This window comes from Ruegeria sp. CJ9, from assembly GCF_056536625.1.
Window position 1 is genome coordinate 303747 of the sequence record NZ_JBQFPY010000003.1, and the last position, 21446, is coordinate 325192.

The 21446-nt window shown below is 54.3% G+C and carries 16 protein-coding genes; 4 read left to right on the plus strand and 12 right to left on the minus strand.

What is annotated here, in order from left to right; all coding sequences use genetic code 11:
* The first annotated feature begins 457 nt into the window (after positions 1-457).
* The gene (locus ACR0AJ_RS09425) at positions 458-1891 is read left to right on the plus strand and encodes a lipopolysaccharide biosynthesis protein (protein WP_170350092.1); all 1434 of its coding nucleotides are present in this window, start codon (positions 458-460) and stop codon (positions 1889-1891) included.
* 2 nt (positions 1892-1893) lie between these two features.
* Here the strand turns inward: ACR0AJ_RS09425 and ACR0AJ_RS09430 are convergent, their stop codons facing one another.
* Positions 1894-3399, minus strand: a complete 1506-nt coding sequence (locus ACR0AJ_RS09430; RefSeq protein ID WP_170350093.1) for a PepSY-associated TM helix domain-containing protein — start codon at positions 3397-3399, stop codon at positions 1894-1896.
* 305 nt (positions 3400-3704) lie between these two features.
* Positions 3705-3884, minus strand: coding sequence for a hypothetical protein (locus ACR0AJ_RS09435; RefSeq protein WP_480740699.1), 180 nt, complete (start codon positions 3882-3884; stop codon positions 3705-3707).
* Between the two features lie 214 nt (positions 3885-4098).
* Here ACR0AJ_RS09435 and ACR0AJ_RS09440 point away from each other — a divergent pair, with 214 nt between their 5' ends.
* Positions 4099-5076, plus strand: a complete 978-nt coding sequence (locus ACR0AJ_RS09440; RefSeq protein ID WP_480740701.1) for a glycosyltransferase — start codon at positions 4099-4101, stop codon at positions 5074-5076.
* Positions 5077-5795: 719 nt separating this feature from the next.
* Here the strand turns inward: ACR0AJ_RS09440 and ACR0AJ_RS09445 are convergent.
* Genes ACR0AJ_RS09445 through rfbF form a run of 5 tightly spaced genes read right to left on the minus strand, consistent with a single transcriptional unit; the run spans position 5796 to position 10141 of the window.
* On the minus strand, positions 5796-6161 hold the full coding sequence (locus tag ACR0AJ_RS09445) for a GtrA family protein (protein WP_170350096.1): 366 nt from the start codon (positions 6159-6161) through the stop codon (positions 5796-5798).
* Between the two features lie 32 nt (positions 6162-6193).
* On the minus strand, positions 6194-7072 hold the full coding sequence (locus ACR0AJ_RS09450; protein WP_480662738.1) for an NAD-dependent epimerase/dehydratase family protein: 879 nt from the start codon (positions 7070-7072) through the stop codon (positions 6194-6196).
* Positions 7072-8304: a class I SAM-dependent methyltransferase gene (locus tag ACR0AJ_RS09455; protein WP_170350098.1), complete on the minus strand. Its 1233-nt coding sequence runs from the start codon at positions 8302-8304 to the stop codon at positions 7072-7074. The genes ACR0AJ_RS09450 and ACR0AJ_RS09455 overlap by 1 nt, the downstream gene beginning before the upstream one ends.
* Positions 8301-9371: an NAD-dependent epimerase/dehydratase family protein gene (locus ACR0AJ_RS09460; RefSeq protein WP_480662740.1), complete on the minus strand. Its 1071-nt coding sequence runs from the start codon at positions 9369-9371 to the stop codon at positions 8301-8303. The genes ACR0AJ_RS09455 and ACR0AJ_RS09460 overlap by 4 nt, the downstream gene beginning before the upstream one ends.
* On the minus strand, positions 9368-10141 hold the full coding sequence (gene rfbF, locus ACR0AJ_RS09465; protein WP_170350100.1) for a glucose-1-phosphate cytidylyltransferase: 774 nt from the start codon (positions 10139-10141) through the stop codon (positions 9368-9370). The genes ACR0AJ_RS09460 and rfbF overlap by 4 nt, the downstream gene beginning before the upstream one ends.
* A gap of 686 nt (positions 10142-10827) precedes the next feature.
* Here rfbF and ACR0AJ_RS09470 point away from each other — a divergent pair.
* A complete protein-coding gene (locus tag ACR0AJ_RS09470) occupies positions 10828-12321 on the plus strand; it encodes an NAD(P)/FAD-dependent oxidoreductase (RefSeq protein WP_480662742.1) in 1494 nt (497 codons plus the stop codon).
* Positions 12322-12400: 79 nt separating this feature from the next.
* Positions 12401-14368, plus strand: coding sequence for a hypothetical protein (locus ACR0AJ_RS09475; RefSeq protein WP_480740703.1), 1968 nt, complete (start codon positions 12401-12403; stop codon positions 14366-14368).
* Positions 14369-14392: 24 nt separating this feature from the next.
* Here ACR0AJ_RS09475 and ACR0AJ_RS09480 read toward each other — a convergent pair whose 3' ends face one another.
* The 5 genes from ACR0AJ_RS09480 to ACR0AJ_RS09500 form a co-directional block, all read right to left on the minus strand.
* Positions 14393-16510: a glycosyltransferase family 39 protein gene (locus ACR0AJ_RS09480; protein ID WP_170350103.1), complete on the minus strand. Its 2118-nt coding sequence runs from the start codon at positions 16508-16510 to the stop codon at positions 14393-14395.
* Complete coding sequence (locus tag ACR0AJ_RS09485; protein WP_480647475.1) at positions 16507-17850, minus strand: glycosyltransferase family 87 protein; 1344 nt, start codon at positions 17848-17850, stop codon at positions 16507-16509. Before ACR0AJ_RS09485 ends, ACR0AJ_RS09480 begins: the two co-directional genes overlap by 4 nt.
* Positions 17851-18049: 199 nt before the next feature.
* Positions 18050-18982 (minus strand): sulfotransferase domain-containing protein, encoded by a 933-nt coding sequence (locus ACR0AJ_RS09490; RefSeq protein WP_170350105.1) that lies wholly within the window; start codon positions 18980-18982, stop codon positions 18050-18052.
* Complete coding sequence (locus tag ACR0AJ_RS09495; protein WP_170350106.1) at positions 18966-19988, minus strand: glycosyltransferase family 2 protein; 1023 nt, start codon at positions 19986-19988, stop codon at positions 18966-18968. Before ACR0AJ_RS09495 ends, ACR0AJ_RS09490 begins: the two co-directional genes overlap by 17 nt.
* Positions 19988-21394 carry a hypothetical protein gene (locus tag ACR0AJ_RS09500; protein ID WP_480740706.1) on the minus strand — a complete coding sequence of 469 codons (1407 nt, stop codon included), beginning with the start codon at positions 21392-21394 and terminating at the stop codon, positions 19988-19990. Before ACR0AJ_RS09500 ends, ACR0AJ_RS09495 begins: the two co-directional genes overlap by 1 nt.
* Positions 21395-21446 lie beyond the last annotated feature (52 nt).

Here is a 21446-nt window from a genome sequence, read left to right on the forward strand (position 1 = left end):
GACAAATTTCGGTCTTTCCGGGGTCTGGTTGCCGGAATTCACCTATGCATGCGCTTACCCAGTAACGTAAAAAAGCCAGTGATGGTTTCAATTATACCCCGATGAGCCCTTAGGCCTCGGTGTAAGTTTGCTCTGATATTCGGTCATTTTTGATGAGGGGCATAATGTCTGGAGTGTTTCCAAATAGGAACCTATGCAAAGCTATGCGGCGCTTTGATCTCATAATGCTTGGAAACTCATGCAATGCAACACATGCGTCCTTGGCGGAATGTTGAGACGTTGGCAGGATATGCCCAGTGTCCACGACTTTTGTCCGAGGGGTTTTGAGAATGGAAGCAGGCTGGCCGCATCTCCAAGAAGCGACGGGTGATCTCGACAGCAGTGTTTCCAAACCGTTACGCTTTGATTCAGAATGCCCGCGGTTTCGCGTGGCAATAAGTCAGTGGGAAGGGTTTTGATGTCGCGGGGACGACGTTTCACCAGCGGCGTTGCTTGGATGTCCTTCGGCGTCTGGGCAGAACAGGCATTCAATTTCATTATAATAGCCATTCTGGCGCGGTTGCTTGGGGCCGAGGCCTTCGGCCTGTTGGCAATGGCTGCTGCCTTTGTTTTGTTTTCCGAGTTTCTGGTACGCGAAACCATATCCGAGATTTTGCTGACTCAGGACACGCTGACACCTGAACGGCTGAATTCGGTCTTTTGGCTTTTGGGGTTTCTGGGCGCTTGCCTGACCGCGTTGATCATTCTGAGCGCGGGGCCGGTATCGACCTTTTATGACGAAGCGATCGCGGGTCAATTGCTGATCGGTTTGTCGCCAACGGTGCTGATGATATCGCTCACGGCGGTGCCAGTGGCGCTATTGCGGCGAGAGATGCGGTTTCGGGTTCTCGCCTTGCGCGCAGTGCTTGGCGCAATAGTTGGCGGGGTTATCGGCATCGGTATGGCCCTTGCGGGATACGGAGTCTGGAGCCTGGTTGGTCAGCGGGTGGCGATGACCGCCACGAATATCCTTATGGCCTGGGGTGCGGTATCGTGGAGACCCACCTTTCACGTGTCGGGTCACCAGATGCGGCAGGTTCTTCATTTCAGTCACCGGGTCATCGGGCTGCGCGCGGCTGAACTGGCGGCGGTACAGTCACCTGCGGTTTTGATCGGCGCGATGCTGGGCCCGGTTGCAGCCGGGTATTATGCGATTGCCTGGCGGGTCGTGGAAACGGCCTCATTTCTGACCATCACGCCACTGCGCATGGTCTCGCAGCCCGCTTTTGCGGCGGTAACACGCGGCGGAGGGCGCGCGTCTGAGATGCTATTGGACGTCATGCGCCTGACCGGGTTTGTGACTTTTCCGACCTTTGCCGGATTGGCGGTTCTGTCCGAGCCGGTACTGGTGCTTTTGTTTGGTGAGAAATGGAGCCCCGCAGCCCCGGTTCTAAGTCTGATGTCCGTGTTCGGAATGTATCTCTGCACTGAAAGGGTACAGCAAACATTTTGCCTGGCGTCCGGCCAACCCGGTAGGTTGGCCGTGCTGTCGTGGATCGAGGTGGTCCTTGCAGCCATTGCGGTCACAGTTGCCGCCCCGTATGGCGTGCCGTTCGTCACCGCTGCCTTTACCACTGTCTTTCTGATCATGTGGCCGTTCAAATTCGCCAACCTGGCAGCGATCTCAGGCCAGCCTGTTTCCAGATTGGCATCACTGCATATCCTGCCTTTGGTCTCGGCGGGGATCATGGCAGCGGGGGTCGCGGGATGTCAGGCGGTTTTGGGGGATCAGGCAAACATCTTGCGTCTGATTGTGGGTGTCGTGACAGGTGTGGCGATCTACACCTGCCTTGCATTTGTAACGATGCGTGACCGGTTTGCGGTGCTGAAGGATTTGGCCGCTCGGGTCTGAGATCACCAGATAGGGCTGCCCATTCGGAAGGTGACTTTCTGTTCCGTACCATCGGGTTTCTTCAAGTAGGCGATGACCTCGTTTTCTGTCTCGAGGGGCTCAAATCTAAAACGGCCCAAAGCCTTGTCTCCGTCTCGGACCAGATTAACCGACTGTGCTGCAGTTCCGTTAACTTCGACCAAAGCTGCACTGACATCCGGTGCGCCGATCCGCAATTCAATCTCGATCAGGGTACCGCGCCGTAACGGTTCATGCAGGACCAGCTGTGCCACAGTGCCTTTGGCATCAACCGGATGCACGCGGGACGGTATATAGGCATCCGAGTGCAAGCGCCATGATACGGCGAAAAGAGTGGCCAGCAGCACCAGCAGGTATACCCAACGCAGTGGCCCCATCCTACGCCAGAAACGCAGGTTAGAACTGCCGGTTGAGACAGTCGGTGCCAGACGGGCAGCATAAACAAGCGAGCCGGTAAAAGCGAGAGCTGTGGCCACGAGCCCCAGAATAATCCACAGCACCATTGAATATGCTCCACCCCAAACTCCGTAATGAAGCAGCTCCATCAAATGGTTCAGGCGCGCAAGCCCCCTGAAGTCAGCTGGTGTGTAGATGTTGAGAACCTCTAATGTGAGGGGATCAACAGCTACGGTGATCTCTCCGCGTAGATACGAAAAATCCTGATGCAGCCCAAAGAAACGCAGACTGCCAGCCTTTCCACCGGGGATTGCCAGGTTGACCGGTTGAAAGCCTGGAAGCGCAGCCCGAGCGTGTGCTTCGGCTGCATCGATGACGGACCCGTCAAACCCGTCCGGCAGCGCGGCTTCACGCGGTGCAGGGGGTTGGAACTTTAGTTTTCCCCCCTCAATCCCAAGTCCACCCAGCAGAAAAAAGAAGCTTGTTATAGCAATCAAAAAGACCAGCGGTGCCGCCCAAAGAGCTGCTAGCCGATGGGCGCCGCCTGCCCATGATCTGAAGCCGCCCGAGCTGCTGGGCCATCTGAAAAATCCTTTCCAGAAACGCCGGTAGGTGATCAGCCCGCTGACCATCTGGAAAAGTAATGGGATGGACATCGCACTAATGAGAATGAACACAATTCTTTTATCGATCAGAAACGTATCGTGAAGCCCACCAAGAATGGTGTTGAACCCTATGTCCCTTGTCTCATGAATGACGGTGCCCGTAGTGGGATTTGTCCAGTAATTGATGTTCTCACCCCACCCTGTGCGCCCGTATGTGCGGTCCACGAACCACGAGGTTGGCTGCTTGAGGATCACGAAAACATCGCCTTCAGGATGGGCGGATTTGATCCCGTCATAGATTTGGCCAAAACTTGCTGTGCGCTTGTCTTCTTCTAGGGTCGTCCAGATCGCGGGCCGACCTATGGATTCAATCTCCAACCCGGCCACAAGCAATGTGCCTGTCAGAAACATGAAGGTGAAAAAGGCGGAAAGATATAATCCAATCCAAGTGTGAAGCCTGAATAATCGGTTACGAATTTTACGAGCCATATGAGGTCAAACTCCAATGAGTCCCGATCATAATAGATCAATAGGTCTGCTCTGAACAGCATACAAGCTTCTGATATCACGTTATAAAGCGCCAGCATTGGCGACATTGATCAACAGAGATACATAGTATTCTATTGAAAACCCAGCAACTTCGGCCGGACCCACGAAGTACCGTGACCGCGTCCCAAAGCAAGGTGATCTGCTATGGCCTGGGCTAGTCGAGTTGCTCTACAATTATTGGTCAGGTCGACGCCAAGTTTAAACCACTAACTGCGCCTGCTGATCGGGTTGCGTATCGTCTTTTCTCAGCCGGTGGACCACGACTTGGGGGGCTGGCTGCCCTGATAGGTGTTCATGATCTCAGGAGGGCCGAAGTGGTGGATTGCTTCTTTCATCACATCGACGAAGAAGTCGGTCTCTGTCGTGTTCGGGATGCGCCAGGCCTGAACCTTGCGTGTGTGCCAGCGTAGTTCACAGTCGAGCATCTAATTGGGCCAAGAAAAGGGATGCGTGATTTCCGGATCTACCCCTTCTTGGGTCCAGGAGTTGGAATTAGGGCTGTGGCGCTAAACACACTGCATTCTAAAACATTTTCGCTGATTGCCTGTTGCGCGAATCTGCAAGGGCGCACGATGATATAATTGTGACCGAACCGGCGGTCGGTAACCGGTGTTTGTAGTTGTCAAGCAAAGATATGATATGAAAACCATTTCTATTATCTCACCGTGCTTTAATGAAGAAAGCAATGTGGCGGATTGCTACAAAACCGTTAAAGCGATTTTCGATAAGGATTTGCCTGGCTACAAGCGAGAGCACATTTTCATCGACAATGCTTCAAGTGACCGAACCGTGGAAATTTTGCGGGAAATTGCCGAAAAAGATCAAGATGTGAAGGTCGTTGTGAATGCCCGCAATTTCGGGGTGTTTAGGTCAACGTTCAACGGTCTGCGTTACGCCAGCGGCGACGGTATCGTTGTCATGCTGCCGGTCGATCTACAGGATCCGCCCGAAATGATCCCCGAATTTGTCGAGCTTTGGGAAAGTGGCTATGACGTGGTGGCCGGCGCGCGCAGTACCCGAGAAGAAGGGTTCCTCATGCGCAGCGCGCGTGGAATTTTTTATTCTGTTGTCAATAGGTTATCAGATGTATGGTTGGAACCTTCGGTAGGAGAGTTTCAGTTGATCGATCGCAAGGTTTTGAAGGCCGTGCTGTCTCATAACGATCACTACCCTTATATCCGTGGTATCATTGCAAGCTGCGGCTTCCGCAGGGTTATCCTTCCATACGTTTGGAAGGCTCGGAAAAGAGGAATGTCCAAACACAGCCTGATGGCACTGACCGATCAGGCGCTGAATGCGATCTTCTCATTTACACGGGCACCAATGCGGTTCTGTACGCTCAGCGGGCTGGTGATCGCGATCAGTTGTATCCTGTTCTCGATCATTTCTACGCTGCTTTATTTCGTCGACCCGGATCAAGCACCGCGCGGAACCACGACTATTATCGTGGCGTTGTTTTTTCTTTCGGGTGTACAGATGCTGTTTATCGGTATGCTGGGAGAATACATCACTTCAATACACAACCAGGTCCGAGGTGGTCCTATTGTTACCGAACAGGAACGTATCAACATCGAAGGCCCTGCCAGGGACCCAGCAATGCTCAATGATGTAGATTGAGCATAAGGGGTCCATTCCGGGTTGGTCTTCTGAGCTGGGGCCGCGCTTTGAGTTGCGGGCCTGCGATTACGAATGCCACGCTAGCCAAGATGCGTATCTGTTATACCGCTATGACTACGGCATCGGTTTGGCTGACCCATGACATTCTGCTGCGTTCCGTCAGTCTGGAACGTGCCGATTTGATTGTCTTGCTTACGGCAACCTCTTTTTTGGATTCTGGCTGTCGGCGCATTCTTGATAGCGTATTCCGCGACGGTTTTCATGGTTCCAGCTGGCCTGTGGTGCTTGCTCCGAACAGGCTCGGGGTTGACGCTGTGGGACATTGCTCTGGTGCAACGGTTTGACAAAGTCTAACTTGGTAATGTTTTTCTGTTTTTGGGCGCAATTTCAGTTGTCAGTTTCGCCCGCTGGCGTAGGGTCTCGAAATACGAGAATTATGTCAATTATTCTTGCGACATAAGGTGGATGGCGCAGGCCGAAGATATTGGAAGTGCGCTGGTACTTGTGTCCGCACAACACAGCATAGGGCCTATCCTTTGCTTCATTGATCATTGGATAAACCGATTTTCCTGCGAGATTTGTGGCTAAGCAGAACGCGGCTGTGATCGAAACCTTCGCCGGACGTGAAGTTTATCTATCTGAGGGATGCCAACTAGGCCTAGGTGCGCTCACAAGGAGCGTTCGCTATAGGCTGGGAACTCTGGCGCAGGGCGGATTTGTCAGGCTTTCTGTTGCCAAGGAAAGCGATCTGTCAGCGCTCGAGAAATGGCTATGAATGCCAGAACGGCCGCAGGCAACACAATCAGCCCCTGCGCTATGATCGGCTGCAAACCAAGTGACAGCAAGCCTTCCAACGACAGAGCATTAAAAGCGTAAACCATCACGTAGGACAGAATATAGTGCGGCAATCGGTTCAGGCCCTTGGAGTCGAAAACAAGCCGGGCATGGGTTATGAAATTCCATAAAACCCCAACAGAAAACGAGATTACCAGCGCGACCTGAGGCGGTAGGCCGGATAGGCTGAGTACTGCAAAAAGTATGTATCCAAACGCTGTGTTCAATATTCCGACCAACACAAAGCGCATGAAGGAATTCCTTCGGGGGACAAGCAATTTTTTCACAGTGCCGTCCCCTCGGCCCGAAGAACATTTGCCACACCCGAAATCATGTCATGTTTTGGTACGAAACCGACCTTGTCGCGCAACCGGGTCACGTCGGCCGCCAACTGGTCTGGGTCGTCTGGCGCACGCGCAATTGCGCCCAGTTGGATCAGATCGGGATGATGCATCTGGGTTGCGACCTCTGCAATCAGGTCCCGAACCGCGATTGCGGTACCGCTGGCTACATTGACCGCGCCAACCACATCGGTGTCCAGCAGGCGCGACAACGCGCGGGCCAAATCGTCGACATGCAGGAAGTCACGCTTTTGCAGCCCGTCGGTACACTTCACTGGCTGACCCGCACGAAGGTTTGAAATCAGATCCCCAAGCAGCCGCCCCGGTGGCTCGCCCGGCCCGTAAACGAAAAAGATGCGGGCCCAGGCCAGCGAGAGGCCAAGCGCATCTTGCCCATTGCACAGCGCCAGACCGGTCCCGGCCTTGGCTGCCCCATAAAGCGTGCGAGGTCGCAAGGGGCTTGTTTCTGTGAGAGTCGGCTCAGACCAGTCATATTCGGCACAGCTTCCTGCGCAGACCGCGCGTTGGCCGCCTATGCGCGCAAATTCCCGCACCAGATGCAGCGTGGCCGCCATCCAGTCCAAATTGGCCGGCGAAGTCCAGCGATCGCGCGGCCCGTCATGCCAAGCCAGATGGACGAGATGGCTGGCTTGGGCTGTTTCAATGGCTGTTGTTGTGGCGATGGGGTTCAGTAGATTGCAGATGAGGTTGCTGGCCGGATTCCGGCCCAGTGTCACGACTTCATGGCCCGCCTCTGCCAAAGCCGATGCTGTCGCACGACCGATCAAACTGGTCGCTCCGGTCAGCATAACCCGTGCCATCAGCTGATCCTGACCTCTGGCACGGCCGTTGCGAACCGGGTGCCGCGGGCCTTGAGATCGGCCAGCTGATCGATGACTTCGTCCCGGATGTTCCAGGGCAGGATCAAAACATAATTGGGTGGTGTCTCGCGCAGCGCCTCGACCCCGTGAACAGGAATGTGACTGCCGGGCAATAGCGTGTTCTGCTTGGCCGGGTTGCGATCCACACAATATGAAATCAGATCGGGCCCGATCTCTGCATAGTTCAGCAATGTATTGCCCTTGGCAGCCGCCCCATACGCGGCGATGGTATCACCGCGGGCCGCGACTTCGCGCAGGAAGGCAAGCAGCCCGTCGCGTACCGCCTCGACCTGGCCAGTAAAGTTCATATAGCCCTCGGGGCGGTCGAATTGCGCCGCCGCTTCGTCAGCGCGGACCTTGGCAAGGCCCGGTCCTTCTGGGTGGCTGGCCCCTTCAAGACAGGCAAATACCCGCAACGAGCCGCCATGAGTGGGCAGTTCCTCGACATCGAACACGCGCAGACCGGCTTTGGCAAAAATCTTTTCGACCGCCAACAGCGACAGATAGGAATAATGTTCGTGATAAATCGTGTCGAACTGCACTTCGTTGATCAGGTTCAGAAGATGCGGAAATTCGACAGTATAGACCGCGTCACCAGTTAGCAAAGTGGCGATTCCGGCGACGAAATCGTTGATGTCAGGCACGTGGGCCAGAACATTAGCCGAGGCGATCAGTGCCGGTGGTTTCTCGGCTGCGGCGACCTTCTGGGCCAGTGTTTCGCCGAAATAATCGACAAGCGTGCGCACGCCTTTTTCTTCGGCGGCGGCTGCTACGCTACCCGAGGGTTCGATGCCCAGCACCGGAATACCCTTTTCGACAAAATATTGCAGCAGGTACCCATCATTCGAGGCGATTTCGATTACCAGATCATCCGGGCCCAGATGAAGGCGGTCGACCATGTTGTCGACATATGCTTTGGCGTGAGCCAGCCAACTGTCTGAATAGCTGGAGAAATACGCGTAATCGGCATTGAAAATTTCGTCAGCGGGCACCGCATCTTCGACCTGAACCAAATAGCAATCGTTGCAAACCCAGGCATGCAGCGGGTAACGCGGGCAGGCTGTGTTCGCGCGTTCGGGCGGTACATAGGAATTGGCCAGTGGCGACAGCCCGAGATCGACCAATGTTTGGCTCAGCGGTGCGGCACAGTGTCTGCAAATAGGTTGTGTCATTGCGGCATCCTCCAGCGCAGGTCCTCGCTCAGCACGCCATTGTGGATATGTTCTTCCAGCGCTTTCAGTCGCATCAGCGGTGAGGACCTGAAATCGGGGTCTTTAAAATGGATTTCATTCAACAAGTGCAGCAGATCGGCGATCGTACCCCTAAGCGTCTGGACGGGCTGATGTTCGGGCGCCAATTGCTTATACAGCGAAAAGTCGACCTTATACGAACGGCTGTCAGGGGCAGCATCGGGATTGATTGAATAGCTGGCCCCTGGCACGGCTTCAGCCACGGCCTGCGCGAGATCGCGGATCTGATAGTTCCACGCATCCGATCCGGCATTGACTGCCAACCATTGGCCACCGGCATCTTCGGTCCGGTTGATTGCCCATTCGATGGCTCGGGCCATGTCACGCACGTCGATGAGCGGCCGCCATGGGCTGCCGTCACTCAGCACAGTGATCTTACCTGCAGTGACGGCGCAAGCGGCAAAATCGTTTAACACTAGATCAAGCCGCAGCCGGGGCGATGGCCCGCAAGCGGTGGCAAAGCGCAGCGCAGTGCGCAGCATTCCTGGCGTGTTCATGGCCTCTAGCGCCCGCTCGGTTCCGATTTTGCTGCGGGCATAGGCTGTCAGTGGATTCAATGGTGCATCCTCGGACCGCGCATCGCCCTCGGCAAATCCATATACGGAACAGCTGGAGGCAAAGACAAACCGCGATACCCCGGCTTCGGCAGCCAGATGTGCGGTCTGTACAATGGCGTCCTGATTGATTTCCGTGGTGACGGTTTCAAACCGCGCACCCATCGGGTCATTTGAAACCGCCGCCAACGCAACAACTGCATCGGCCCCTTGGAACAACGAGGAATCGATGTCGCGGATATCAGCAATGATCTGTTGGTTCAGAAACCGTTCGGGCCATGCATTATGTGTGGTCAACCGGTCCGAGAAAAACCCGGGATCGACCCCGATCAGGTTGGCGTTGGGCCAGGATTTCCGCAAAGTGGCAGCAACAATCGGACCGATATAGCCAAGATTGCCCAGCAGGATGATTTTCGGAGAAGACCTCAGATTCATTCCCAGACCTTCCATGGGGCGTTGTTTTCCTGCCAACGCTCTTCAAGCTGGCGGCGATCGCGGAGTGTATCCATCGGTTGCCAGAACCCTCTGTGGCGGAACGCCATCAGATCACCGTCTGCAGCCAAGGACTCAAGCGGGGCGCGCTCCCAAATCTCACTATCTCCATGCAGCAATTCACCGACCGATGGATTCAATACGAAGAACCCGCCGTTGATAAACCCGCCATCGCCCCCCGGCTTTTCGGCGAAGCGGTCGATCCGGTCGCCGTCCAGTTCCAATGCCCCAAAGCGTCCCGGTGGGACCACCGCAGTCAGCGTTGCGCGTCTGCCGTGGTTTTTGTGGAACGCGATCAGTGCGCTAATATCGACATTTCCGACCCCGTCCCCGTAGGTCATGCAAAAGGCCTCTTCATCCTTGAGCAGATGCATGACCCGGCGAAGCCGCCCGCCGGTCTGGCTGTCCTGACCGGTATTGACCAGCGTCACGCGCCAGGGTTCCGATCTGCTGTTCGCGATTTCAAGGCCGCCATTAGCCAGATCAATGGTGACGTCCGAACTGTGCAGAAAGAAATTCGCAAAGTACTCCTTGATCACATAACCCTTGTAGCCAAGACAGACGATGAAATCCGTGACCCCGTGGGCAGCGTAGATCTTCATGATATGCCAGATGATCGGTTTGTCTCCGATCTCGACCATAGGCTTTGGTATCCTGACGGTCTCTTCGCTGAGCCTTGTTCCGAAACCACCAGCCAGAATAACGCACTTCATAAAATTGCTCCCTCTCCAATAAGGGGTCAGCCATCAATCGTTAACTACGAACGTCAGCCAGCGAGGACCTTGTTCTCAATAAACACCTACATGCAGTAGGCGGGAGCACGTTGCCCGTGTCAAGATTCAGTGGATAGTCAGGTTCGGCACTTGGCCATCGCAGCACAACTGACCCTCAAAAGCACACAATGAAGGAAAACGGGGTGTATTGTTGATTCGGAATTTTGGACGGAAGCGAAGTTGCGACAACACCACTCTTGTCCTTTTCTTCGTTCGGGCTGTTCTTTTGATGCCGTAGGATGGCGCGCTTAATTGCGACCAGACCTAAAGTTTTCCCAGCACAGGCGAAAGAAATTCATGTGCCGATCAGGGCCTGACGAAATAGTTCATGTAACTCAACCTGTTGGCTGGTGGCGTCGAAACTTTTTTTGCGACGTCCATCCCGACATCGGGCAGCATTTTTCCGAGAGGTCTGCTGTTAATGCACGCGATCTGGCGCAGTGCCTGCCTGTGGGATCGGCAGCCCAAAGTCATGGCAGCACAGATTGCATTTTGCCGAATACGGATTGGGTACGTGAAAGGCCTGGGCATATTATTTGGACCAGTCATTAGGAATTTGTTATGAAATGGTGATAACCTCTAGTAGTTTGTAGTCAGTTTTTTTCGAGTATACGGGTGTTAGTCATTTGCAAAAAGATACCGTTCCTGTCGTAATTATCGGTGGCGGGCCTGCCGGGTTGACTGCAGCCCATGAGCTTCAGAAACTTAGTGACACACATGTTCCACAGGTCTTTGAGGCCTCGGACATGGTTGGCGGCATTTCGCGCACTGAAACTTTCAATGGTTACCGTTTTGATATCGGAGGGCATCGGTTTTTTACCAAGGTGCGCGAGGTCGAAGATATGTGGCACGAGGTGATGGGAGATGATTTCATCACCGTGCAACGCCTGAGCCGCATTTTCTATCGCGGCAAGTTTTATGATTACCCGCTGCGTATCTTCAACGCCCTTGGCAATATAGGCCCCTATGAGACCTATAAGATCATCGGCAGCTTCGTAAAATGGAAAATCCGGCCTAAAAAACAAGAAGATACCTTTGAAGAATGGGTCATCAACCGCTTTGGCGGGCGGTTATATTTACATTTCTTCCACAGCTACACCAAAAAGGTCTGGGGAATTCCGCCGTCAGAAATTCGGGCAGACTGGGCTGCGCAGCGGATCAAGAACCTGTCTTTGCCCAAGGCAGTCTGGAATGCGATTTCCGGTGCCAATGACACCGCCAGCTTGATTGAAGAGTTTCAGTATCCCCGCCTTGGCCCCGGTATGATGTGGGAAAAAACCCGCGATCTGATCCGGGAAAGGGGCGGCAGTGTTGAGACACATTCCGAAGTGGTGCAGGTCAATCGCGACGGCAACCGCGTGACGTCGATTGATGTGCGTCATTGGGACGAAAACGGCGACAAAACGACCGAACGGGTAGAGGGCGAAGAGTTCATCAACTCGATGGCCGTGCGCGATCTGATCCATGCATTTGATCCGCCGCCGCCGCCAGAGGTTGTCGAGGCCGCCGATCGCCTGAGATACCGCGATTTCCTGATTGTGACTTTGATGCTCGATCACGCCGATCCTTTCCCGGACAACTGGATCTACATCCATAGTCCCAAGGTAAAGGTCGGGCGCATCCAGAATTTCCGCGCCTGGTCCAAGGAAATGCTGCCCAACCAGGACACTTCGTCCATCGGAATGGAGTATTTCTGCCAGAAGGGTGACGGGCTGTGGTCGTCCTCAGACGCGGACCTCAAAGAATTGGCCGGTCAGGAACTGGAACAGTTGGGTTTGGCCAAGGCAAGCGATGTCATCGATTTTACAGTGATCCGGCAACCCAAGGCCTATCCGGTTTATGATGGCGACTACAAAGAAGCGCTGGATATTGTCAGTGATTGGCTGAAGACGTTTGAGAATTTTCAGACCGTCGGCCGCAACGGCCTGCATCGTTACAACAATCAGGATCATTCGATGTTGTCCGCCATGTATGCCGCGCGCAATATTTTGGGCGAGGAAAACGACGTTTGGGATGTTAATGTCGAACGGTCCTACCACGAAGAATTCGAGTCAAAGCCTCGAAATAAAGGGTCTGAAACCGCGTTTGAGAAAGGAAACCGCACTCGAATGAGCGGATGAGCTTCGAGCCCGCTTGGTTTGTGCCGGACTTTTTGGACCAACAATTCTTAGAGTTCGAAATGATTGAATGACCAGAACTATGAAGCAATTTTTTTATCTTGGTTTGCTGGCAATTCTGGTCGGCATCGTCTGGATGGGACAAAACATAGCAGGTCAGATTGCAGCAAAAGTTGCATTCGCAGAGGGGCCGTCCCCCTATTTTATCGCCAAGGATGCGTTTTTTTTGTATGTCTGGGCGCCTCTGGTGGCATTGTCGGCGTCGATACTAATTGTCACCCCCGGTCTGCTTTTAGCGCTGGGTATTGCTCGACCCGAAGACCGTTTTGAACATTTTCTGTTGAAAGGTTTTACGCTTTCCCTTTTTGGCGTACCTACGATTGCGGCGATTGTGCAGGCTGTCAGCGGTATCCCGATGACAGGAACAGCTTTCATCGTGTTGGTCGTTCTGCTTTGCCTGCCCGGGGCTGGCTTAACCATCAGACGGCCTGCGCAGGACATCTTCCGGGGCCGGGGATGGGATGTGGCCGGTATGGTTCTGCTTCCCTTGATTGTTTTGCTGTTGTTGTCGCCCAAATTCTATTGGGAAGCTCTCAATGACGATGGGGCGCATAGCTTACTGAGCGCTATCCTGTTCATTTCTCGGGGACTGCCGTTTTGGCCTTTGGATGCTGGTTCAATGACCGGTTACCCAAATCCGAAAATGATGACTGAGGTATTTCTGCAAACCAGCTTCCTTCGGGTGTTTGGGTCGTCCGAAGCGGCCCTTCGATTTGCTTATCTGCCTGGCGTGTCGATTTTGTTCGGAGTGATGCTGGCATTTATCCGTTCGCCAAACAACCGCACCGATGTCTGGTCTGTTTTCGGACTGGGCGCAGCCTTGCTTCTGTTTTCCTTCGTGATGGCGTTTAATCCATCCTACAATCCATATTTTGCAGACATTGCCATGCCAATGACGCGCGAACCGCCCATTATACTGGGAGTTTTGGGTTACATCTTGTTCTTCCGCGACCAAAAACTCGGCTGGATGGCGGTTGTGTCAACGCTAGCTCTTTGCTCGGCACCAAACGGCATTCTGCTGATAGGGTTCTTTCTTTCGGCGCACCTGCTTTTGAATTGGTTTCAACCCATTAAGCAGGTGATCGTCGGAGGGTTGATTGCCCTGGCAATTGTGATCCTGGGTTCTTTTTCTTTAGCCATACTGGCAAAAACGGGTGTGACGGGCGTATCCGGTGAGTTCAGTACGGGGTCAATTCTGCGTCGTCTGCGCTATGTGACGCTATTCGATACGCAGCGGATTTTGTTCTGGCTTCTGCCCGGTGGGCTTTTGCCTGGACTAGCGCTTTTGGCCTGGCGCTGGCAGGATACGTTTTCCAGAACGCTGACACTCATGACTGTGGGGTATGTTCTGTTCTTCTATGTTCAGGCTTATCGTATTCTGCCGCACCATTTTGCACCGGCTGTTCTGTTGCCGCTGATTGTCTTCTGGCGGTTGCGCCCGGTTCAGGCAGCGCCGGCCTCAGCCTTTGTGATGGCGTTGGCAGGGCTTGCTGTCAGTACTTGGCTGAGTTGGCCTACGACTTTGCGCCCATTTACAGTGACCCGCGATTTGGGGCAGCGTATCGCGATTGAAATCGACGCTGACCCGTTTTTTGACCTTGAGGAGATCCGGATTACGCCAGCTCTGATAAGGAAGGCCTTTCCCCCTGGTTGGTCAGATGTCGAATTGCAGGACCAATACTTAGCGGGAACTGTCTCGGTCTATGTGTACGCACAGATGCCGGTTCCAGCCAATGTCACGCCTACTTACTTTGTCCGTTTGGAAACTGAGGCTTTGGCGCCCGATGAAATTCGATTGGGCGAAGCCGTGGAAGGTAGGGTTTTGGTGACTGATCATTTGCCCACCTATGAAGAAGATTTTAGCAATGCAGACGTCCCGGTGAGCATTGCACCCATTTACAAAGTGCCTCGGGAAACAATCTTCGGTCGCGGAGCACAAACCTCTCCACGTCAGGTCTGGGATATTGCAAAGCTATTGGGCCTAAGATAATCAAATCGGCCCCATGCGAAATGTCTATTTCCGAGAAAACGTCTCTTCGCGCTCGTCGTAATACAGGGCGGGGCGTCCCGGAAAAGCCTTAGTCACGGCGTCATTCGCTGTGCCTCCCAGATCCTTTGCGAAAACCGGCTCGTCCAAGGGAAACGAAGGATCATTGAAGAACAGTGCCGAAGCAATTTGGCTTTTCGGATTGATTAAGACCAGCGGTTGGACAAGACCTTCCGTGTCAGGCAGCGACAGATAGCGATAGTGGTCATCATAGGTACGATGCTCGTGATATCTTGTGACGCCTCGGTAGGACAAAAATACTGTCACTGAAAACAAACACAGAATAAGAAGCACGGCGTTAAGTTTGTCCGAAGCTGACGAAAGGCCAATGGTTTCCAATCGGATGCCAGTTTCCAGAACTCCTCTGGCACTCAGGAACACCAGGGGAGCGATCATCATGAACCAATATCGTGGGCCCACGTAGAAGCTGGCTACGAACCAATAAAGGGCGTGTGCACCCGCTACGACGATAATGATCGCAAGCATCATCCGGTCCGTGGCGTTGATGCGGCCATAGATCAGCAAGATCCAGACAAATACGAGCGACCCGATCCCCCAACCCATGAAATCGGTATGAAGCGCGCTGATATTGGTCAGCGTGTTGACCAGACCTTCAAACGGGGAATGTTCATGCGGGCGCAGTTCCATGTGGCCCCAGCCTTCTGGGGAGCCTATGTTTTGGCCAAACCCAAAGGCGTTGGATCCATCAACCCAGGTTCGTTGATAATAGTCTGATAATGTTGTCAACAGCGGGTCGCCAGTGAAGTAGTAATTATAGAAAAAGATAAGGCTTCCGGTTGCCACGCATCCCACGCTGTAGCTGAGTACAGTCAGGGGATGGCGTAAGGCACCTCCGCGCCACAACAGAAACAGACCCGTCAGAATTCCAAGCAACAGGCCGTCAAGGTTGCGGGTCAGGAACAACCAACCCAGTGCCAAGCCGGCCACAAACACCAGTAGAACGGCCCGTTTCAATTCACCTTCTTCGGCGCGAAGGATCAAAAGCCAGGCCAGCAAGACAAGAAACAGGGCGAATGTATGGGACATCAGTGACGCCGACATCGCGATGAACCAGGGGGAGGTCGCCAGGATCAGAGTGCTGATGCTGGCCGTACGGGCATTTGTTAACCGTTGCATCACCCCCTGCGCCAGAAAGATGGACGCAGTGCCCAGAATTGGGTTCACCAACCAGGGCACTCCAAAAAAAACTCCCACCGCCAGAAATGCAGGCCATCCGGGCGTGAAGACCGATATCCAGCGCCCGTTATGATGATCTAGCAGATAAAACTCAAAAGCTGCGCGGGGACCTTCCGGCAGTGCCGGCACATAAAGGGCGCCACTCGCATAGGTCTTGGCCTGAAACATATAGGCAAGCTCATCCTGAACATGCGGCACCCGTTCAAAGGCCAACCATTCCAGCACCAATGTCGCAATCAGAAAAACAGTGGCCATGCAGCCTGCCCATCGCCATCCCGCGGGCAGAGTAACCCCTCTGGGCAAGGTGGCAGCCAATGCGATCACCGTCACCAGGTTGATGACCACAAGGATCAGCCCCGCCGCAAGCTGAATGAAATAGACGTCGATTTCGTTTTGGCGAAGATGGTCGAGGATCGGTATGGTGAACGCACCGCTGAGCAAAAGGAACAGAGCAGTGCGTTTTACGCCCAAATCGCTGATAACCTGAGAGAGTTTGCTGTCACTAGAATTTCTAAACAACACAAAAGCCGAAAGGGCGCCCTGTCCGAAAATTATGGCATACATCGCCATTTCGATGGTCGTTCTGGGCGGGAGGCGTAGCGCCGGGTACCAAAGCGGTTGGGTCACATAAAGCTGCGATGCCCCGCCCACAAACAAAAGCAGCAGCATCAAACCCGATAGCGTCAGATCCCACAAAACAAAAACGGAAAAGAGGGTCAGCGCTAGCGCGACCATCAGCATCCACCATTGCGCCAGATCGCGGATGCCGGGCAAGGCACTCTGTACTGAAAAAACAAGTATCAGCACTGCGACCAGCCCGGCAAACCCAGCAAGCGCAATGCGCCACGGACGAGACGGCGCAGGCGATGATTTTAGAAAAACAGTCATGCGCGCGAAGACTGGTTTGAAGCGCTGGCCTTCTGTCTGTTCAGCTGCAGAACTGTATCAACGACCGCTATTAAAAACAGCAAGGCGCCAATGGTTGCCAAACGCGAGCTTGGAAAGATCTCGACCCCGTCCACATGGAAGGCCCAGATATCGACAAGGTTTTCCGATCGCCAGATCAGCAATGCGCCAAGCCCGGCGAACAGAGTGCTGACGATCCGCCCCCTGAACAGCAGCGTCAGCGGGGAGGCCAACAGCACAAAATCATATATATGCAGCGGCGCCAGCGCGACGATAGCTGCGCAGGCCAATCCGAAGATCTGCCAGCTATGTTTGTTGGCGTCGCAGGCGCGCGTCAGCCGGGTAGGGCCATGACACAGCACCACAATGATCACGAGCGTGATGATCGTGGCCACAGAGCTACCGATATCACGATCCGTAACCTCCCAAATGATCAGCCGCAGACCCGTCATGGATTGTGGAAGGTTGGCAATTGTAAAACCGTCATAAGCAGCCAGATTTTGAAAGAAATCCAAAATGGTACTTGGAGCGACCAAAAGCGGCGGCACTGTCAGCAGGGCGGAAAGAAGCACGGCCATCAAAACCACTTTCCGAGAGTGCGCATCAAACAACAGGTATAGGACCACAAAAGGCGCTCCGATCTGCGGTTTGAGCAGTACCAGCGTCAAACCGATGGCTTCGAAAAAGAGGCGTCCGCCGACGCGGCTCCACAGCATAACGGCAATGCCAAGCCCTGCGATCAGAGTCGTCTGACCAACGGAAAACAGGATCGCGGTAGCTTCGAGGATCGCTAAAAGAAAGAACACCACACTGAAAAGCGGAAAAAAAACCTGACCTCCCGTGAACTCGCCGATCATCTGGGCGCGCCCCGGAAATGCGGTGGTAAAAGCGCTGGTCAACATGCCGCAAATTGCGATGACGATCACCAGACCGAAGATATTCCAGACGACACTCGAAGTGTTCAAATCCAGCGCCCCCAAAGGCGCGGCAAAAATCCACCAAGTCGGTGGGTAAGGCCACAGAACCGGGACATGTCCGACCTCAATATTTGCTTCGCCATGCGCCAAAAACGTCGGGCCGTAGGGGTTTATGCCACTGTGCCACATGTCACCCGCCACCCAGATGAACCGGAAATCATACCCTGCGGGAAGGGCAGACAGTTGCGTGATCTTCAGCAGCAGATAAGCCAACGCCAAGGCAAACATAAGCAGCGAAAGACAAAGGGTAACGCGCCGTGCAATAACGGGGCTGATGAACAATCGTCGCGCATTGCTGTCCGGTGTCATTCGCGACGAAGCTGTTGCTCTGTCAATGTCGTCCATAAAAAACTGTCACCACTAAATCACCGTCGCCCGGTACTAATTGCGATCGACCGGACAACAGCCCATAAAACACAGGGCTATTCTAAAGCATGCTGCTCAAAATCAAAGTATTGGTGGTTGCACCTTGGCAGAAATGCAAAACGACAAGTACGGCATGCACATTCTGCTGGATTTGGGGGAATTGTTGCCAGAAGTGCGATCAGGCTCGCCAGGAGCTTAGATCGCGGTCCAACAGATGTTCCAAATCTTCGATTTCCGGCAGCAACCTTTCACGCAGGATCGCGCGTGCGCGGTCTGGCATTTCCACCTCGCGTTTGAGGTTGAATTGGGACAGGCGATCCCTGATTTTCCAGCGCAGTTCCTGTGACATGACACGGGCGATCATTCCGGTGATCGGGTTGGGTTTCATCAGGAAATCCTGAAACAGACGGCTGCGCGGCACGCCGCCGGCATTTACCCGCGATGACAGGTCAGATTGGAAGCTTGTATCGGCCCCGATGAATGCAGTGATGCTGTCGATGACGTCTTTCGGATCGTCCTGAAATTCTTCGTAGGTTCGGATCAGGAATTGGCTGCGGTCGAAAAGCTTGAAATAGCGCGATAATTGCTGTGCATAGAGCGGAAAGCGCGAATACCCAAACAGGGGTTGCCAACCTGCGGCAAGCCGTTCGTTTTCGGCGTCCAATGCAGCGGAAAAATCCTCGAGCGGTTCGATCCGTTGCTTTACCGCATAAAGGTAATGGGACAAGGCCTGATCTATTGGATTTCGCAGAATAACCACCATACGCACCCGGGGAATACGGCGATGAATGCGTTCAGGCGCCTTGGGTGCATAAAGATATAGCGGGGATGCTTCTCCGCAGACCGCCTCCACTGGCGCATCGGAAAACAGGGCATGATAGTCGGCGATCTGCGTGACCGAGTTGTTGACATAGTCCGCGCCCGGCCCAGAGAAATTCAAGGCTTCGCCCTCGAAAGCAAAGAAATTGGGCTCTTTGGCGGACGGCATGAAGATACTCGGGTTTTGCCGCAGATGGCTGTACAGCGCCGTTGTACCGGCCCGCGCGGCGCCAAGGATTAGGAAATCCGGCATCCGTGCCGCAGGGCCCGAAATTTCAGTTTCGGGTGACATGGAGTTTCTGCTTTTGCCCCAGAACGTGATACTCGAACAGGCACCAGACATAGATCGTGGCCGAATAGACGTAATACACTTGGTGATACAGTAGGCATTTAAAGGCAAACCATGCCCCACCATGCCCGGCCATCGTGCGCACCAGATCGAAATTGGCGACCAAAGCCGCCACTAGCAAAAGCAAAGGCAGGGCCCATGCACCCGGCCAGAAGGGCAGGGCCAGAACCGACAACAACAGCAGACCAGCAATCGCGGCCCGAACCCGTTCGGCCATCGAGGTGTTCAGATCGTCTGTCAGCCCTTCGCGTGAAATCATCAGCCGGGCCCAGGGCAGTGCGCGGCAATAGATGTCAGTGGTCAGGCTGTTGCGCATGGTCCAGACCTTCAGATGTTTGCCCTGCAACTGCGGCTCGACAAGGATGCGGTAGCCAGCATTGGCAATCCGATACCCCAGCTCGATATCTTCAATCGACGGGACCTCATAGGTTTTGACGTCGAACCCGCCGACCTCAAGGAAAACGTCGCGCCGGATGGCACCGCACCCAGCCCAGAAAGTTTGGGCCTCGCGCCGTGCGCGTTGGTGGTGATAACGGTGCAAAAGGTTTTTATAGCGCGAAAACCAGGACTGCCCGTCCGGTGCATCATCATACGAGCCGAAAACGGCAGCGACATTATCTTCGGACATGGCGCGGCGGATATGTTCCGGGCCGTCAGGCCAGGCGATGACGTCGGAATCGACGAACCATAGTATATCGCCCGTGGCGTGCTGCGCAGCCAGGTTGCGGGCTGCGCCCGGCCCACCATTGACCGGTGTTGTCAGGACCGTCGCCCCCATCTCGTGTGCAAGCGCGGCCGTTCCGTCTGGGGACTGGTCATCCACAACCAGAACCTGCTGCACCTGTCCGACATTCAGCAATTCAATCAGCGGGGTCAGAACGCGGGGCAACATATGCTCGGCATTGTAGGCGGGCATAACGACACTAATGGACAATGAATGATCCGACATCACAAATCCCTTTTGGTGGCGGCGCGCAGGGCAGGGGGCCACCTTATGATAAGAAGAAAGGCTGCAGTGAACGGAAGCAACCACATCACGCGAGCGCCATATCGGTCCGCTGGCTGTGACACCCCACCACAAACCAGCGCATTGACCGCAATTCCTATCAGGATGAATAGGGCAAATAGCTTGATATCGCGCGGCACGCTGCGCGGGGTCAGCAAAAAGACCACGATAACAGCAAACGAAACGGCATAGATAAAGCCGTGCAGCGCATTAACCGGCGTAAGCCAACCGCGATCCTTGGACAGCAGGCCGCCTTGAATCAGATGCAGTTGAGAGTCGTCTAACCGTGCAAGATGGCGAGCGTTGTCAAGCGCCTGCTCTGTCGGGATTGTCATCCAAACGCTGTCACGCAAAATTTGGCGATAACCATTCTTGGCCAGGGCCCAAGATGTGGCAATGGGACGGGAAAGAAACACAGCCTTGGCGAAGTCACGCTGGGAACGTGCAACCTTCTTCTGGTCTTCTGCTGACATAAGCCGGAATGATCCAAGCTTGGGCGAGCGCTCGAAAATGATATGCGACACAGTCAACCGATAGGGATCATCAGACCATGAAAGGGCCTCGTGCAGGGCGCATGTCGGTATGTTTGTGTCGGGGCAGGCGTCGTTCAGGTAGTCCATGCCCGGCCCATCTACAATCAGCCGCGCGGTGATGTGGGGTGTATAGACGACTTCTTTGTTTGTTTTGGTTTCCACCGCGATCTGAAAGGCTTTGCGCTCGGCCACTGCAATCGCAAGCACGATCACAAGCAATATCACTGCCCGCCATCGCCCCCGTGCTTTCATGAATAGGGCGGCCAGGATCACAAAAGGCACCATAAGCCCAGCGATTGCCAGATGTGACGGGTGTGAAATGACGGAAAACACAGCCAGACCTGACATCACAAAAAGTTCCCAGCCTCGCATTGTGCGACCGACCGCCGTCAGCGCAGCGATTACGATCAGCAAAACCGGCGCAAATATGTCCGGCATCATATAGGCGATGTAAAACGGCAATGAGGAAAGAGCCGCAACCAGAAGCGGCACTGTGGTCAGCAAAGATGTGCTGCGGGCCTCTTCCAGAGTGCGGTTTGTCGTCCGCGCCAGAAGCCAAACAACCAGAAATATGCCAGCCATATGAAAGATTGGAACGGCAATAAGGGCGCCCGCGCGAAAAAAGAGGGCCATGACAATGCCATAGATCAGTGACCGGGATCCGGTTGCGGTATTGTCCTGATCCGCAGCGCTACTTCCACCTGCGCTGCCGCTCTCGCTTATTGTTGGCAGCAAACTGTTCAGCGCCACGTTGCCCTGTCGAATATAACTGCCGGTGTCGAAGTAGTAGAGAGGCCCGCCATTTATCAAAAGCACGGACAAACAGGCAAGCACCGCCGCGGCAAGCAGCAGAAATCCTCCAATTCGC

Coding starts and splice junctions, on each gene's coding strand:
- ACR0AJ_RS09460 (WP_480662740.1), bottom strand. CDS start 9,371: ATGAATCTGAGGTCTTCTCCGAAAATCATCCTGCTGGGCAATCTTGGC.
- ACR0AJ_RS09485 (WP_480647475.1), bottom strand. CDS start 17,850: ATGGACGACATTGACAGAGCAACAGCTTCGTCGCGAATGACACCGGAC.
- ACR0AJ_RS09455 (WP_170350098.1), bottom strand. CDS start 8,304: ATGACACAACCTATTTGCAGACACTGTGCCGCACCGCTGAGCCAAACA.
- rfbF (WP_170350100.1), bottom strand. CDS start 10,141: ATGAAGTGCGTTATTCTGGCTGGTGGTTTCGGAACAAGGCTCAGCGAA.
- ACR0AJ_RS09435 (WP_480740699.1), bottom strand. CDS start 3,884: ATGCTCGACTGTGAACTACGCTGGCACACACGCAAGGTTCAGGCCTGG.
- ACR0AJ_RS09450 (WP_480662738.1), bottom strand. CDS start 7,072: ATGGCACGGGTTATGCTGACCGGAGCGACCAGTTTGATCGGTCGTGCG.
- ACR0AJ_RS09425 (WP_170350092.1), top strand. CDS start 458: ATGTCGCGGGGACGACGTTTCACCAGCGGCGTTGCTTGGATGTCCTTC.
- ACR0AJ_RS09495 (WP_170350106.1), bottom strand. CDS start 19,988: ATGTCGGATCATTCATTGTCCATTAGTGTCGTTATGCCCGCCTACAAT.
- ACR0AJ_RS09440 (WP_480740701.1), top strand. CDS start 4,099: ATGAAAACCATTTCTATTATCTCACCGTGCTTTAATGAAGAAAGCAAT.
- ACR0AJ_RS09430 (WP_170350093.1), bottom strand. CDS start 3,399: ATGGCTCGTAAAATTCGTAACCGATTATTCAGGCTTCACACTTGGATT.
- ACR0AJ_RS09480 (WP_170350103.1), bottom strand. CDS start 16,510: ATGACTGTTTTTCTAAAATCATCGCCTGCGCCGTCTCGTCCGTGGCGC.
- ACR0AJ_RS09445 (WP_170350096.1), bottom strand. CDS start 6,161: ATGCGCTTTGTGTTGGTCGGAATATTGAACACAGCGTTTGGATACATA.
- ACR0AJ_RS09490 (WP_170350105.1), bottom strand. CDS start 18,982: ATGTCACCCGAAACTGAAATTTCGGGCCCTGCGGCACGGATGCCGGAT.
- ACR0AJ_RS09475 (WP_480740703.1), top strand. CDS start 12,401: ATGAAGCAATTTTTTTATCTTGGTTTGCTGGCAATTCTGGTCGGCATC.